General features: G+C 55.4%; 8 protein-coding genes. 4 read left to right on the top strand and 4 right to left on the bottom strand.

All coding sequences use genetic code 11. From position 1 onward, the window contains the following. Window positions 1–2769 carry a BatD family protein gene (locus ABD971_RS34085; RefSeq protein ID WP_345328209.1) on the top strand — a complete coding sequence of 923 codons (2769 nt, stop codon included), beginning with the start codon at window positions 1–3 and terminating at the stop codon, window positions 2767–2769. Between the two features lie 596 nt (window positions 2770–3365). After that, window positions 3366–4325: a hypothetical protein gene (locus ABD971_RS34080; RefSeq protein WP_345328206.1), complete on the top strand. Its 960-nt coding sequence runs from the start codon at window positions 3366–3368 to the stop codon at window positions 4323–4325. 388 nt (window positions 4326–4713) lie between these two features. On the opposite strand, the gene lpdA is transcribed toward ABD971_RS34080, so the two are convergent. Next, window positions 4714–6105 (bottom strand): dihydrolipoyl dehydrogenase, encoded by a 1392-nt coding sequence (lpdA, locus tag ABD971_RS34075; RefSeq protein ID WP_345328204.1) that lies wholly within the window; start codon window positions 6103–6105, stop codon window positions 4714–4716. 308 nt (window positions 6106–6413) lie between these two features. Here lpdA and ABD971_RS34070 point away from each other — a divergent pair, with 308 nt between their 5' ends. Then, window positions 6414–7355, top strand: a complete 942-nt coding sequence (locus tag ABD971_RS34070) for a putative bifunctional lysylphosphatidylglycerol flippase/synthetase (protein ID WP_339936500.1) — start codon at window positions 6414–6416, stop codon at window positions 7353–7355. 620 nt (window positions 7356–7975) lie between these two features. On the opposite strand, the gene ABD971_RS34065 is transcribed toward ABD971_RS34070, so the two are convergent. Beyond that, window positions 7976–10363 carry a glycoside hydrolase family 2 protein gene (locus ABD971_RS34065; protein WP_425571412.1) on the bottom strand — a complete coding sequence of 796 codons (2388 nt, stop codon included), beginning with the start codon at window positions 10361–10363 and terminating at the stop codon, window positions 7976–7978. Window positions 10364–10709: 346 nt separating this feature from the next. Between ABD971_RS34065 and ppnP the strand changes: the two genes are divergently transcribed. Beyond that, entirely contained in the window at window positions 10710–10988 is a 279-nt protein-coding gene (gene ppnP / locus ABD971_RS34060; RefSeq protein ID WP_345328200.1) for a pyrimidine/purine nucleoside phosphorylase, read from the top strand. A gap of 428 nt (window positions 10989–11416) precedes the next feature. Here the strand turns inward: ppnP and ABD971_RS34055 are convergent, their stop codons facing one another. Both ABD971_RS34055 and ABD971_RS34050 read right to left on the bottom strand, forming a co-directional pair. Next, window positions 11417–14554 (bottom strand): efflux RND transporter permease subunit, encoded by a 3138-nt coding sequence (locus tag ABD971_RS34055; protein WP_345328198.1) that lies wholly within the window; start codon window positions 14552–14554, stop codon window positions 11417–11419. Between the two features lie 123 nt (window positions 14555–14677). Further along, window positions 14678–16018 carry an efflux RND transporter periplasmic adaptor subunit gene (locus tag ABD971_RS34050; RefSeq protein WP_345328195.1) on the bottom strand — a complete coding sequence of 447 codons (1341 nt, stop codon included), beginning with the start codon at window positions 16016–16018 and terminating at the stop codon, window positions 14678–14680. Between the last annotated feature and the right edge of the window lie 308 nt (window positions 16019–16326).

Here is a 16326-nt window from a genome sequence, read left to right as displayed (position 1 = left end):
ATGAAAAACGTTACACCTCTTTTATTGATCGGTTTATCGCTCGCGTTTGTCTCGCTATGCAGTGGCAATGCCACCGCTGGCGACGTGCGTATCGGAATCTCGGCACAAGAAACCTATGTCGGGTATCCGGTGACACTGCAGATCGAATTCAGCAATGTCGCTAAGCATGAAGCGCCCGAACTGCCCGAAGTCGATGGACTGAAGATTGAATCCACGGGGGCTCCCTCGCAAAGCACTCAAGTTTTCAGCATCAACGGGCGTCGATCCATCATCGAATCGTTCACCTATTCCTACGCCATCACCCCTGATCGTGCGGGTGAATTTGTCATTCCGCCACTGACGGTGTCTTACGATGGACGCAAACAGTTGACCGAGAGCGTTCGGTTCTCGGCGACCAAAAGCGAAGTGGGCGATTTGGCGTTCGTCGAAATCACAGGCGATCGGCCTAGTGTTTATGTGGGAGAACCGATCCAGTTGACGCTTAAAATCTGGATCAAACCCTACCAAAACGAAGATTTCCGAGTGACGCTTTCCGAAGGCGACATGTGGAGCTTGATCAGCCGGCAAACCGATTGGGGCCCGTTCACCGATCGCATGAACGAATTGGCGGACAACAACCAGCGTCCCGGTGGCGAGCGGGTGCAACGTGAAAGTGACGATGGCACGACATCGACTTACTACTTGTACGAAATTGATGCCGAAATCTATCCGCAACACGCAGGATCGATCGATGGATCCAACTGCCGAATTGTCATCCGGTACCCCACTGAACTGAAACGCTCACGAAGCCCGCTAGATGATTTTTTTGGTGATCAGTCGCCTTTTTCAGGCTCCGGTTTTTTCGATGATGCCTTCTCGTCGTTTGGCCCGCGACTGTCAATTTCGTCGGTTCGCCCGGTGATCGTTGATGCAAACGTTTCTCCGATTGAAATCAACCCCATTCCAAATCAAGGCCGTCCTGCGAATTATCGCGGGGCCGTCGGTGATTATGAAATCTATACACAAGCCACGCCGACGACCGTAAACGCAGGCGATCCGATCACGCTGAACATTGCCATTCGCGGCGATGGGCCTATGGATCGTGTGCAACCGCCGCTGTTGAATGAACAGCAAACGCTGACCAAGAAATTCAAAGTAGCAGATGAATCGTTGGCGGGATTTGTTGACGGAAACCAAAAGCTGTTTACCACCACGATTCGCCCGCTTTCCGAATCCGTGAGCGAGATTCCGCCGATCGAGTTCAGCTTTTTCGATCCTCGCAAAGAGAAATTTGTCACCGTTCGAAGCAAACCGATTCCCGTCGAGGTTTCCGCAGCCGAGACATTGTCTTTTGACAAAATCGTTGCCAACCCCGATTTACCCCGCAACGATGCGGAACGATCCGACGACGATCCGGTGGCCATGGTCCCAGCCATCTATCCTGCCGACGACTTACTCGATTCGCAATCAGCTCGCACGACGTGGAATCCATTGGTTTTGACCGCGATTGCGCTGCCTCCGTTTGCGTTCGCGTTTTCGTTATTGTTCGCACGCCGAGGCGTCGTTGCCTCGGGCGTTCGTTCGCTGATGCCGCTAAAACATTTCGAAAATGCCTGTGCGGCCGCCACCTCGCCTCGCGAATTGAGCTTGGCGATGCGTGAATTCTTGGCGTCGTATTGGAAGCTCGATCAAGCCAGCGAAATGGTGGTGGTGGGGCATTTGCGGCGAAGTGGAAATCGCGAACTCGCAGTGCGACTCGAGAGCTGGTTTGATCGATGTCGGCAAGCCGAGCACGGTATTTTGTTTTCCGAGTTGGCAACCGAAGATCCTCGCAGCTTGCCGAGTTTGAAGCGTGAAGCGAGCCAGATCGCTGAATCATGCGTGGACCGAAAAGCGAATCGGGCTGCGAAAACGATGCAGGCTCAGGCGGGCCGATCAAGCACCGTGCTGCGTTCATTGATCGGAATCGCAGTGGTGAGCTGCGGACTGACACAATCGGCGTCCGCTGAAGATGCCCCGTCATCCGGTGCCGTGTCGATGACTCGCCAGCAACAACATGCCGTTTTGAGTGAAGCGGACGGGCTGTACCATCGTGCCGCCGAAGCGATCACGAGTGATCCCGAACAAGCGAATGCGAACTTTGCTGCTGCGGCCGCCAAGTACCAAATCGTCGTTGATTCAGGGGTCCAGAACGCCAAACTGTCCTACAACCTTGGAAACAGCTATCGCATGAGCGGATCAAAGGGCATGGCAGTGGCCTATTATCGGCAAGCGATTTTGCTCGATCCGGATAACCCTGAATTTGCAGCAGCACTTCGCCAAACGCTGCACGAGATCAACTCGGCCAATGCCACCTCCCTCGACGCGCGAAGCATCACGCGTCAATCCGTAACAATTCTCTTTTCACACGTGCCACGGTTCTGGGTGTTGTGGAGTGGCATTGTCGTTTGGGCGGTTGCCTGGTTGATGCTGGTCCAGCGAGGTTTTCCGCGACTGTGGTTTGGCGATCATCGCATCGGACGAGCTTGGCCGGTGGGATTGATTCTATGTTCGCTGGTCCTCGCAGGATCGGTATCCGCCCACGACTGGACGCTTCGCAACCCGCAAGCGGCAACCGTGGTGGTGGCCAAGGCGAACATGCACTTGTCCGACGATGCGACTTCACCGGAGATCGGCAAACCGCTCGCCGAAGCAAGCGAAGTGATCGTGAGCAAACACCGAGGCGACTGGGTCAAAGTCACCTCGATGGACCAACGTTCCGGATGGCTACGAAGCAACGAAGTCCGCTAGTTGGCTGGGAGTCCCCCGTAGCGAAAGTCGTCAAGACTTTCGATGTTGCGTAGTGGATCTTGCTAAAGATCCCTCCACAAATATCCACATCCATTTCGCATCAACGTTCATCAATGAGCCGTGACGCGTGCGCGGCCGGGTCCCGCGCACTACCCGGTGCCTTACGGCCCACGACTCACTCTGCGATTGGCATTTCGATTGGTCAAACGACACGGAAAGCGGTCAGCTTAGGCCGGAGGCCGATACATTGATTGCCGTGGCCGTAAGGCCACGGTCACGTTGTTTTTGACCAACAAAGGCCAGCGGCCGACACACCCAACGCGAAATTGTGTCGGCCGCTGGCTTGTTGGCGACAGGTCGCCTTTTAAAACCGTTGGCTCACGCCAACGGCAGTTCACGTTCCGGCCCCTGGCCTAAAGAATCAAATCACGGCCGCTTGCCCCAGACTCGCTCACTTGTAACTTTTCAAAACTTTTTAGTCGACACGAGTCATCGGAGCCCTTAATTTGGTTCTGATGTCGATTAGGCATCGAGTTGGTACGCACGAGAACCAACATGAGATGGACCACGAAAGCGATCTTCAAGACACGACAATGATGAAAACGGTACTCTGCTCGTTATCCGCATGGCTGTTGGTGGTCACGACATTTACGTCGCAACAGACAAATGCCGCGCCACCGATCGCCAAGGCGAAAGACGTTGAATTTACAGTGATTTATTCAGCGGACACGCTCGCTGTCGGCGACATGCTCTATGCGCAAATCTCGATCAAAAACATTACAAACACTCCTGTTCGGATTCGGAATTTTTTGTGTTTGGTCATTGTCGCAACGACGCCCCATGTGAGGGAATATGTTGAAAGTTATGGTGAGATTCCCGGTGGCGTAACCTTCCTGGAAATTGCGCCGAACGAGAGTTTCACATTCGAGCGTTGTTTGGACTTATACGGCAACGATCATCGCGACGATGGATCATTTGATCCATTTGATCCGACGCTGAGCGGACAAAAAATGACACTGACGGCCACTGCTTCGACCACGATTCACGGCGATGTTGGGCTGGAGGGGGTCACCGATTGGAGGGACCACGCCCTGAAAGCAACCGATGAAATCACCTTTACATCGCCGTTAATGTCTCGGGAATCCTACGAGACGCTGATCAAGAACGCATCAAGTGAGGGCACACGCGAAACTTTTGTCACTAACTTTTCTCCGAAAGTCTCCGGAAGCGCTCGTCTATACTCGAACCCTCGCGACGACTCACGTGTTTGTAAATTAGTAAGCGAAACCTTACCTGCGGATTCCAGTTCGCGTCGGGCTGCAATGATTACTTTGGCGGTTAATGAGTTCGCCAAAACAAAGCGCATCAACGTCGAGTTCAATGCATTGCGACTAATCGCGACTACACTTCAAAATTGCTCTGAAGTGGAGCGTGCGTTTTGGATGTCGACGATCAATCACGAACTCGAATCCGAGACGCTGCAGCTTCGAATGGGTGTGCCAAAGGAAAAAGCGGAGTTGTTTCGCAAACACTTTGACAAAAGCCCGAGTTCATAACTTCGTAGCAAACGCGATCGAGGTTCAAACCGAGAGTGTGTCGCCCGCTGGGCTATGTTTCCCCACCTCCGCTAGCCGGTGACTCACGCCACCGGCAGAGGGCGTGTCGGTCTCTGGACTGTAATCATTGCTACTAAATCAGCAGTCACTAAGTCAGGTGAGAGGGCGACCGCGCAACATTGCGTGTAAGTGGCCTCGACTTGCTCGGTCGGCCCTCGCCCGACCATCGCTGAAGGCTCTGCTCGACCTCTCCCAAACTGCGTTTGGGAGAGGTGACAGCACGCTCGCGATACGCCAGATTTTTCTCCGCAGCCATTCAGTCCGCAGCCAATCAGTAGGTGCAGAGGTGGCCGTCAAGCTGCGTTCGCCGATAAACCATCTGGTCTACTTAAAACGTATGGATCGCGCGTTCGGCGACGGCCAATGCGGCTTCGTGGACGATTTCGGACATCGTTGGATGCGCGTGGCAGGTGCGAGCGATATCTTCGCTGCTCGCTCCGAACTCCATCGCAGTGGCCGCTTCGGCGATCATGTCGCCAGCTCGGGCACCGATGATGTGCACGCCCAGGACGCGGTCGGTTGCAGCATCGGCCAGAATCTTGACGCGGCCTTCGGGTTCGCCCAGCGTGCGAGCACGTCCGTTGGCACCAAACGGGCAAACGCCCTTCTTGTACTCGATGCCAGCTTCCTTCAACTGCTCTTCGGTTTGTCCCACCATCGCGATCTCGGGATGGGTATAAACGATCGCCGGTATCACGTCGTAGTTGATGTGGCTCTTAATGCCGACCATTCGCTCGACACACACGATCGCTTCTTCCATCGCCTTGTGCGCCAACATCGCGCCACCGATACAGTCGCCGATCGCATAGACGCCTTCGAGTGACGTTTGGAATTCTTCGTTGACACTGATGAAGCCTCGCTTGTCGGTTTCCATTCCGATCGATTCGAGTCCGATGTTGTCGGTGGCAGGGGTGCGTCCGGTCGCCAACAACACGCGGTCCGCACGCAGAGCTTCGCCATCTTTGATTTGCACCACACACTCGTCTCCGTCGCGTTTGGCGGAATCAACAAAGGTGCTGGTGCGAATATCGAGTCCTTGCCGTTTGAAGGTGCGATGCGCCAGTTGGGCGATCTCGCCGTCGATACCAGGCATGATGCGGTCGAGGGCTTCCAACACGATCACTTCGCTGCCTAACCGATTCCACACGGCACTCATTTCCAAACCGATGTAACCGCCACCGATCACGATCAATCGCTTGGGAACGTCGGGAAACGAGAGTGCGGTGGTGCTATTGCCGATGCGGTCACCATCCTCTTCGATAAAGCTGAGCTTGGCAGGACGACTGCCGGCACAGATCAGCACCTGGTCGGCTTGCACCAAAACCGGTTCATCGCCGTCGACTTGAATCGTTTCGTGGTCTTTGAATTTGCCGCGACCACGATAGGGAGTGACGCCCCGTTTTTTGAATAGCATGTCGATGCCGCCGGTCAGCGTGTCGACGATCTTTTTCTTGCGAGCCATCATGGCGTCGAGGTCGAATTCCAGTCCGCCGACTTTGATCCCATGTTCGCTGAATTTGTGTTTGGCATCCTCGTACAGATGGCTCGATTCGAGCAGCGCTTTGCTAGGGATACATCCGACCCGCACACACGTCCCACCGAATTGAGCGTTCTCGTCGATACAGGCAACATCGATTCCAAGTTGGGCGGCACGGATTGCGGCGACGTATCCTGCAGGACCACCACCAAGCACCACTAATTCATGTCGAACGGTTTTCATGTTTCTGTTTGCAGGCAAAGGTTGAAGTGAAATTGGAGGGAATTTTGTTGATTGATCGAGATTCCCAAGGCCTACAGTTTGGCAAACAACACGCTAGTTCGGCTACCGGGCTAAGTTTGGGATCTTACGCGGCATTGCGTTTTCATTTTGTGCCGCCGGTCCTCTAGGATTTGTGGGCCCTTATACTTAGTGGACCCGTTATCCTTAGCAGGCTTGATCCTTAGCGGGCTTGCCGAACGAGGCTGAACCGGCACAATTGGCAACTACCGTCCCCACCCATTCCCTGTTCTGCTCAGCCGAGCCTCACCTTGCCCAAACAAAAACTCCGTGCGATCGCTGGGCCTGCGTTTGCATGCCTGCTGTTTCTGTTGGCGATCAAATTGCTTTGGCGCGAAGCACATGAGGTAACCTGGGACGACTTTAAGGCCGGTTTTACGGGCGTGCCGACGATCTATCTCGGAATCGCGGCCTTTCTGATCGCGCTGAACTACGGGTTGCTGATCGCCTACGATTTGTTGGCGCTGCGTTACATCTGCCGATCGCTGCCGCTACGCCGTGTCGCGTTGGTCTCGTTTATGGGATTCACGCTTGGCAACAATCTGGGCACCTTTATGGCCGGCGCCCCGATTCGTTACCGTTTCTATTCCCGATGGGGGTTAACGGCACGTCAAATCGTGGTTTTGATCTCGATTTGTGGTTTGACGTTTTGGAGCGGGCTGTGGTTTTTAGGTGGGATCGTCCTGGTCTCGGTGCCAATTGAATTGCCCGCCTCGGTCGAATTGCCGTTTGGCACCCGGACGCTCGGCGTCATTTTGCTCTGCCTTGCGTTTGGCTACGCGCTGGTATGCTGGCTGTGGCACAAACCATGGCCGATTGGCGAGTTGCATTTGCGTCCCCCCGCATTGGGATTGATGTCGGTGCAAGCCTCGGTGGCCGCGGTCGATTTGCTGATCTCCGCCACCGCGTTGTATCTAGTCCTTCCCGTCGACGCGGCAGTGCCATTCGCGCAAGTCCTGGCGGCCTACCTAGTCGCGATTGCGATCTCGCTAATGACCCAGGTCCCCGGCGGACTTGGCGTGTTGGAGGTGATTTTGGTGACGCTGCTCAAAGGAACGGTGGGTGATTCGGTGCTCGCGTCCGTGCTGATCTTCCGGATTCTGTACTACGTGCTGCCGTTGATCTTCGGAATGATCACGCTGGTGGCTCACGAAATCTTCAGCGGGGCGGTAGAAGCACGGCAAGCCCGCTGACGTGTCAGCGACAACGCAGCAAGCGGTCCGGTTGCAGCGTATAAATCGTTCCAATGAGACCGAAGGGTTTGCTCTGGACTGCTAAAACTTTGGGGTTAACGTAATTTGATGTTGCGCGGCTTTTCTGCCACCTCTCCACCAACTTCGTTGGGGGAGAGGTCGAACGGAGCCTTCAGCGACGTTCGGGTGAGGGGGCTGACCGAGCAAGTCGATGGCGACGAGAACGCCGTTTGCACCGAAATTGCTCGGGCGATAGCGCGGTCGCCCCCTCACCCGAGCAACGCCTTTAGGGCGTGCTCGACCTCTCCCCCGACACTTCGTCGGTGGAGAGGTGACTGAAGTAAAGGCCGAAAGAAAAATTCCACCTAATATCCGACGTCAACACCAAAGATTTAGCGGCCCAGCGCTGGCCGCGGATCCGGTGTGTACGTTTCTTGGGGCGTTTTGTTGGACACCGAATTTTGTTGAACAACGGAACGGTGGCTAGCGCCAAAGCCGCTAACGATCACTTTGCCGGGACCGCTCCGGCGTAAACAATACGCCACTTCGTTTGAACCGCAACAGGAATGGCCGAAAGTCTTGACGACTTTCGCTACGGCTGACGCGCCCAAATCATTTTCTTACTTCACCAGATTCGCGTGAATCTTGCTCAGCTCGCTTGCGGGGATTTTTAAAACCCGGCGGTCGTACGTCATCAATCCATTGATCTCGCCTTCCACATCGGTGGTTTGCGTGTACACGCCTCCGGCGATTCCGTTGGATTTCAGTACTTCGAGTCGTCGCATCGATTCGATATAGCGATCCTTGAATTCCTGCAGCGTTTTTGGCAATCCACCGTAGCCCCAATTGTCGCGATTGGCATCCCACAGGTGTCCCTGGACGGGATAACCATGTCCGCCAAACTCGCCAACCACCTTGATGTAATCGTCAAAGCGTTTGTCGTTCAAAGGGAAATTGGGATGCGGATAGGCATGATGGTCCGCAATGTCACCGATCGGCCAAAAGTTTCCGCCGCTGGCGATATTGACCAAACGCGACGGATCCCGCTTGACCGTCCACTTACCGACCTCCATCGTGCGATGTTGCCCCCACGCTTCGTTGAACGGCACCCACACGACAATGCTGGGGTGATTTTCGAGGTCGTCAATCATCCGCTCAATCTCGACCATGTACTGATCGTGATCGGGATCGGACCAATCAGCATCTTGTGGGTTTGCCCGCATTCGTGTCCACGGGGGGCCTTTGCCGCCGCTGGGTTGATCCTGCCAAACCATCATCCCAATGCGGTCACAGTGGTAATAGTAACGCCGCGGTTCCACTTTGATGTGTTTACGGATCATGTTGAAACCCGAGTCTTTGAGAACTTCGATGTCATACAACATGCCTTCGTCCGAAGGAGGCGTCAGCAACCCATCGGGCCACCAGCCTTGGTCGAGTGGTCCAAGATGAAAAATAGTCTCGCCATTCAGTGTGAATCGATGATGTCCATCCTTATCCACCGTTCGTCCCACTTCGCGGATGCCGACATACGATTGAACTTCGTCGATCGCATTACCAGATGCATCGAGCACCACGACGCTGAGATCATACAAATGCGGCGAATCGGGTGACCATAGTTTTGCGTCACTGACGTCGGTAATGAAAACCCCGTCCGTATTAAACGTTTTGGAAGAAATCAGTTGGTCGCCGTCGACGAGACTAATTCGAACCTTTTCACCGGCAACCGGTTTGCCAGCCAAATCGACCTTGACGGTCACCTTGGCTTGGTCCGGCGAAGCGGTAATCGCCGAGTGAATTTTCAGATCATCGATGTGACGCTCCGCGACCGTTTCGAGCCACACGGTTTGCCAAATCCCCGAGACTTGGGTGTACCAAATTCCGTGCGCATGGATGACTTGCTTGCCACGAATTTGCGATCCTTCGGTTTCGTCTTCGACACGAACGACCAGCTGATTTTCGCCCGACTTTGCCGCATCGGTGATGTCCAGCGAAAATGGGTTGCTGCCGCCAACGTGTTTACCCACCGAGGTTCCATTGACAAAAACTTCACAGCGATAATCGACCGCTTCGAAATTCAGCTTCAACCGCTCGCCTTGCGTCACATCGGCTTGGAACGTGCGGTGGTACCACAACGCTTCGGAATCACTCAGCAACCGCTGGACACCCGACAATCGTGATTCGATCGCAAAGGGCACCAGGATCTCGCCGTCCCATTTTTGCGGGATTTCGGTTTGATCCACGCCGGTGATTGCGTAATCCCAGTGGCCGTTCAAGTTGGTCCAACTTGGGGTTTGCAATCGGGGTCGCGCCAACGCAGGACGAGGATACTCGGTCCATGCGTTCTCTGCGGTCACCTGCTCGCCCCACTTGGTGATCAAGTCCGACTTGAAGGGGATCGTATTTCGTTTTGGCTTGGGGAGTTTGGGGATATGGTTGGCATCAATCAAGTGCACGTCGATCGACTGGCCGCCGGTGGATTGGTGGCAGTGCACCGCAATCAGGTTGCTGCCTTTTTTGATGACCGCCGCCGCATCAGCGTCCAACGGAAACACTTTGTGATGGTCGATGTAACCGGTCACGGCCAGCACTTTTTTGCCGTTGAGATAAACTTCGGCATCTTCGTCGTGATGCATATAGATCGCGGGCTGCGCGGGAACCGCATCGAGTTCAACCGATTGTCGCAACCAGATATCATCGGTATTCCACTGGGTGGAAACTCGCGCCCCGGGCGTGGACCGCGTTCCGAATCCGCCGACGCCTTGTGCCCATCGAGAATCATCAAACCCGACCTCGTACCAATGAGCTCGTGGTTTTTTGGTGGTGAACCGCCACGACGTCTCCTGCAGAGTGGTACTGCTGGTAGGCGAATCTGCCAGCGACCGCGATTGCGGAAACCATCCGCCGAGCATGACAAAGATCACGAGCGTCATGGTGGCCAAACCTGTCAGCGAGCATCGTGGACGCGTCTGAGGCAGGCGGCCGCTACCGAATGAAGATTGGTTTAGCACGGAGGGTTCCTCGCTTGTTGGGGATGGTGGCGATTGATCGAATTCAGAAAAAGGACGTTCGGCAACGGCAGACACCGCAACCGAACGACACAGACAAAATAGCTCAACTCGACCGCTTGGTAAATGAGTTTCATTGCTCCGCAATTTGCTATTCTGCGATTTTCGACTCGCAAGATAGCTTAGCCACCGACATCCAACGAGAGCGATCCACGGCGACTGGGACAAAGAAACGCGGCTATTTCTCGTGAAATTGCCCGCCCGCTTGCTCATCGAACAGCAGGATCTATCATGTCCGCCACACGAATTTCTTTCGCTTCCCAATCAACTTTTAGAAAGCACTGTCCCCATGAAGGTCAACGAATATTTCGACGGCAAAGTCAAATCGATCGGTTTCGAGAACAGCGAAGGCCGCGTGACGTCCGGCGTGATGGCGGTCGGCGAGTATGAGTTTGGCACGAGCGAGAAGGAATTGATGAAGGTCGTCTCAGGCGAACTGAAAGTCAAACTGCCTGGGTCAAGCGAGTTTGCATCGTACAAAACCGGCAGCGAGTTCCGCGTCGACGCCAACCAAAAATTTCAGTTAAAGGTCGACCAAGCCACCGCCTACCTCTGCTTCTACAGCTAGGCAGGGCGTGCTGGGAACAGAGACGCGAGTTACTCTCCCGAGCGTCAGCTTGGGAGAGGTCGAACGGGCCCACAGGCCTCGTTCGGGTGAGGGCGACCGCGCAACTTTCCTTGCAGCTCGCCTCAACTTGCTCGGTCGGCCCTCACCCGAGCATCGCTGAAGGCTCTGCTCGACCTCTCCCAAAACTGCGTTTGGGAGAGGTGACAAAACGTTGCCGCCATGCCGCATGCGATTTCAGTAGCCTCCTGAGTTCGTGAGAGGTTGCTGAAAGCCCTTGCAACCGACAAGCCGCTGCAAAACCAATGATTTAGTGGAGCCACGCAAGCCGCCGGGTCTAGTTGGAACGTTTAACTTGCTGCAGTCGGACGGATCGCGGCGTGGCGATAACAAAGTGAACAGCATTGGACTCGCGAATACGTCTCATTCTGCTACACCGCCAATGGCGACTTGCGGTGCACCCAGGTGTAGACACAGGGGACCAAGATCAGGGTCAGGATCGTCGATACGATCATGCCGCCCAGCAAGGCTCGAGCCAAAGGGATCATCGCTTCGTTACCCGGTGACAGCTGAAATGCCAATGGCAACATCGATGCAACCAGAGTCAGTGATGTCATCAAAATCGGACGCAGTCGCACTTGCGCCGCCGACATCGCGGCGTCGTACGGCGACAATCCATCCGCCCGACGACGATTGGCAAACTCGACCAACAGAATCGAGTTGTTGACGACCACACCGATCATCATCAACGTGCCCATCAACGATTGGATGTTGATGTAGGTGTCTGTCAAATACAGAACCGCCAACACGCCCCCGATCCCTAGCGGAACCGCCAACATAATGATCAACGGATCAAGAAACGAGCGGAACTGGGCCATCAACACGAGATACACCAACAGTGCGGCGACGGCCAATCCCATCCCCAGCAGACTCATTCCCGATCGCATCTTTTCCACCGGGCCTCGCAACGTCACCGACACGCCGTTGGCGAATTCCATCTCTGCCAATGTCGCCTCGATATCCGCGGCGACCGAGCCCAGATCGCGTCCGGACACGTTGACGTGCACGTCATTGACGCGAGCGATATTGTAGTGAGCGATCTCGCCCGGTATGGTGACACGTTTGACCGTGGCGATGTTCGACAATGGAATCGTGATCGGCCCATCCGCGGTATTCAGTGACAACGGAATGTTGCGAACGTCGTCCAGCGATTCAAAATCATTCGACTCGTATTGCACTCCCATGAAAAAGTCGGTGCCCGATTTGGGATCGATCCAAATCGTCGGCGCATAGCCCACGCTCGACCCCAGCGCGGTCAGAACCGTCTGAGCGACTTCCTCTTGGTCGACGCCCAAATACTTTGCTCGCGTGCGGTCCACTTGCACATCAAATTGTGGATAGTCAAGCGATTGAGCGATCTGCACGTCAGCGGTGCCTGCGATCGGCCGGACCGCTTCGACAATCCGCTCCGCGGCCTCGCGGCATTGGCCCAATGTTCCCGCCGAAACTTGAACGCTGATCGGCGTCGGCACGCCCTCGTTCAGTGCCATGTTCACAATGCCTCCGGAAACAAACAGAAACTGCTCCAGCGGATACTCGTCCACGAATCGATATCGCAGCGCGTTGATATAGGTTTCGGTACTGGTGGAACGACCGTCCTGTTTCAAGTTGACAATGACGTACGCCGTGTCGGGGCCCGAATTAGAACTGAGCACGGTCGAGAACCCCGCTCCCTTTCCCACCGGCAACCCGATATTGGAGATCAGCGTTTCAATTTGTTCTTCGGGAATGGTTTGCTTGATCGATTCTTCGATGCGGGCCACCAATTTCTCGGTTTCATCCAGTGCGGTGCCTGGCAACGTTTTGAGTCGAATTTCAAACGAGCCTGCATCCACCGCCGGGAACAACTCGGTTCCGATTGACGGCAACAACAGGAATGTGGCTCCGACCCCCACAACGATCACCAACGACGTCACTGCAGGCACCTTCATTGCTATGCCAAGCAAGCGACCGTACAAACCGTGTGGCTTGTCTTCGTCCTCGTCACTAGAGGAATCACGATTGCGGTCACGCATGCGATTGCGAACCAGCGTCGCACAGAAAGCCGGGACCACGGTCAATGCCAACACGTACGATGCCCCAATCGTGAACGTTGCCGCAAGCGAAAGTGGCGTGAACAGGTACTTGATCATGCCGGTCAAAAAGACCGCGGGCAAAAATACGGCGAGCGTGGTGACGGTACCAGCCAGGATCGCTCCGGAAACCTCGTCGGTCCCTTCGCGTGCCGCCTTCATCGGCGATTTGCCCATGCGTTGGTGCCGTATCACGTTTTCCACGACCACGATCCCGGCATCGACGACGGTCCCGATCGCCAACGCAATCCCACCGAGCGTCATCACGTTGATTGTTTGACCGGTAAAGGCGAACCCGAGTGCCCCGATCAAAATCGCCAGCAGAATCGTGGCGACAATGATCAGCGTGGGCACGATCCGGCGCAGAAAGACAAACACGACAATCGCGACCAACAGGGCTCCCAAGCCAACCTGCATCATCAAGTTCGACATTGCGTTACGAATGTAGCTCGATTGATCCGAAACTAGCGTGACTTCGGTCGCCTCGGGAATGTCGCCGCGTTCTTTCATCTTCGGAATTTCCGACGCGATGCCTTCGTAAATACGGTCGACCACGGCGATCGTGTTTTCGCCCGGTTCACGCAGCAGCGGACAATAAACACTGCGTTTCCCGTTAACGCGAACGATGTTGTATTGCAGTGCCGCGTCGTCAACGACGCGGGCCACATCGCGAATAAAGACGGGACGGTCGTCGCGAACCGAAATCGGAATCGCTTCGATTTCTTCGGTCGTTGGCAACGTGTTACGTGGTTGCACCTGATAATCGGTGCCGCCCATTCGCGCGGTCCCCGCCGCCAACACCAAATTGGATTTCTTCATCGCTTCGACCACATCGACCGCGCTGACGTGATACGCCATCAGTTTTGCGGGATCGACGTAGACCATCATTTGACGGAATTTGCCGCCAAACGGATGCGGGATCTGGACCCCTTTGAGGCCACCCATTTTATTGCGGACGGCGTAATAGCCGATCGTATACAGTTCCGATTCACCCAGCCCCTCTCCGGCAATGGCCGCCAACACGACAGGCAGGTTTGCCGGTTCGCTACGCAGCGTGAACGGCCACTCGATTCCTGGCGGCAAGTGAAACATGTCACTCGCTTCGAGGTTGACGATGTCGTTCATCGCCGAACTGGGGTCGGCACCGGGTTGGAAGAAAACCTTGATGACCGCGGCCCCGGGGACCGTGCGTGATTCTTGATGTTCGATCTTTCCTGCCAACGTCAATGCACGCTCGACACGCGAGCTGACCGATTTTTCCATGTCCAAGGTGGGCAAGCCTGGATAGGAAAAGAAGCTGACGACGACTGGCTTTTTAAAGTCCGGCAGAATGTCGATCGTGATTCCCGGAATCACCGCTGCGCCCAAAACGCACAACGCGATCGTGGCCGCTAAAACAGCAAACCGGTTTTTCAGCGAAAAGTTAGTCAATCCCATGGAGCGAAATCTCAGGTGATAAAGCGGGCGGAGCGTCAGACGTCTCGACGCCGTCTTCAAAGGGTCTGTGCAGAAAGAAGGAATGCAGTCGCGGCAATCGCAGCTGCGGGATGAGACGGAGAATTAGTTCACGAGGACGCTTACCTTTTGGCCATCCGTGAATCGACTCAGGTGGGCGTCGATCACGCGTTGGCCTGCTTCGACCCCCGAGAGCACCTCGATTGAATTGCCATCGTCCATCCCCATCGTGATCGGAGCGATCGAAACCGTTTCGTCTTGATCAACCACGTACACGTAGGCGTTGCCCGACTCTTCAAAACGAATCGCGCGAGCGGGCAACATGTTGGCGGCCGCTTTGGTCGAAAGATGGATCGAAGCTTGGCCAAACATACCAGGCAACAACTTGCCCTCGGGATTATCGATCTCGGCTTCGACCATCATCGTGCGAGTGCTCGGGTCGAGGCTACCGGATCGTCGTGTGACGGTCGCGGTGATCGGGGATTCCGCCGTGAACGAAGGAAACGTCAACGTGATTTCGTCGCCTTGATTGACGAGCGGTGCGTCGGTTTCAGGGACCGGAATACGAATACGGACCTTATCGATCTGGCTAAGCACAAACAACGGTTTGCCGCTACCGACCTCACTCGCTTCGCGAACCAGATCGCCAGGCTGGACAAAGCGGTCGGTGATCACGCCGGAAAAGGGAGCTCGGATGACCGCGTAGGACAACAACACATCGAGTTCATCGAGTTGTCGCCGAGTGATTTCGGTCTCCGCGCGAGCGGCTTCCATGTCCGCTTTTGCAGATGCCACTTGCGACTGCGCCACCGCGACTTCAGCTTCGGCCGATTGCACCGATGACGTGACTGCTTCCTTGCGAGCCTGTTCGGAATCTCGTTTCAGTCGCACTTCGTCCAGCATACGATTTTGTAGCGATCCACGCTGGACCAGATCTTCGGTGCGATTGAACTCGGCCGAGGACGCCGCCAAGGAAGCTTCAGCGCTGCTCAATTTTGACTTGGCCTCGGCTAATTGAGCTTCGGACGATCGCACTCGAGCTGTGGCCAGGTCGATGCCTGCTTGAGCCCGCTGTTCCTCTGCGACCAACCGCCGGATTCTCGCTTCGATCACCTCGCGTTGCATTTGCATCTCCGGCACATCGATCGTCGCCAGCTCGGCGCCTGCTTCGACGTAAACGCCGATGTCCGCTTTCAATTCCTTCACAAAGCCCGAAATATTGGCCCGCAATTCGGCTCGAAAGTAAGCGTGCACCGATGCGGGTTGCAGCGTTGTGCGTTGGACTTCGGTGGGGGCAACCGCGACCGTCTTGACTCGGGTCACGTGGAGCGTTTCGTCCTTTTTCGCGACGCCCGGTTTGGAATCAGGCGAACAGCCCGCGGTCACAACCAAGACGCCCATAACGCCGAGCCAAGCCAAACAGCCGCGGTGGAAAGGGTGATTCATTCAAGTTTCTCGTTTTCAGTTCGACGCACTGCCAAGGAGTGCCACCGTGTAGATTCATTCAAAAGCGGTTCTTTGCCCCTCGCTTGGCAGGTCACGATCCGCACAATCGGTACGACCGGTACCAGCGAACAAGCTTCGCGGAGGCAATCATTCATCATAGTTTGCACAACGCGTGTTTTCGATGGCGGCTAACTTGGATTCCCGCAGTTCAACGCCGTCATCCGTCATTATCTGCACTCTCGTTTGCCGAAGCACTTTCCATGTGACCGTTGCGTTTGGAGTAACAAGCACAACGCGAATGTGGATAC

This window comes from Novipirellula rosea (assembly GCF_039541335.1).
Taxonomy (GTDB): domain Bacteria; phylum Planctomycetota; class Planctomycetia; order Pirellulales; family Pirellulaceae; genus Novipirellula; species Novipirellula rosea.
The sequence above is the reverse complement of the archived record's forward strand: the minus strand, read 5'-3'. Positions and strand labels throughout refer to the sequence as shown.

What these genes read in the sequence shown, in the direction of transcription:
- ABD971_RS34085 (WP_345328209.1), top strand. Translation starts at nt 1, where the DNA reads ATGAAAAACGTTACACCTCTTTTATTGATCGGTTTATCGCTCGCGTTT.
- ABD971_RS34050 (WP_345328195.1), bottom strand. Translation starts at nt 16,018, where the DNA reads ATGAATCACCCTTTCCACCGCGGCTGTTTGGCTTGGCTCGGCGTTATG.
- ABD971_RS34080 (WP_345328206.1), top strand. Translation starts at nt 3,366, where the DNA reads ATGAAAACGGTACTCTGCTCGTTATCCGCATGGCTGTTGGTGGTCACG.
- ppnP (WP_345328200.1), top strand. Translation starts at nt 10,710, where the DNA reads ATGAAGGTCAACGAATATTTCGACGGCAAAGTCAAATCGATCGGTTTC.
- ABD971_RS34055 (WP_345328198.1), bottom strand. Translation starts at nt 14,554, where the DNA reads ATGGGATTGACTAACTTTTCGCTGAAAAACCGGTTTGCTGTTTTAGCG.
- lpdA (WP_345328204.1), bottom strand. Translation starts at nt 6,105, where the DNA reads ATGAAAACCGTTCGACATGAATTAGTGGTGCTTGGTGGTGGTCCTGCA.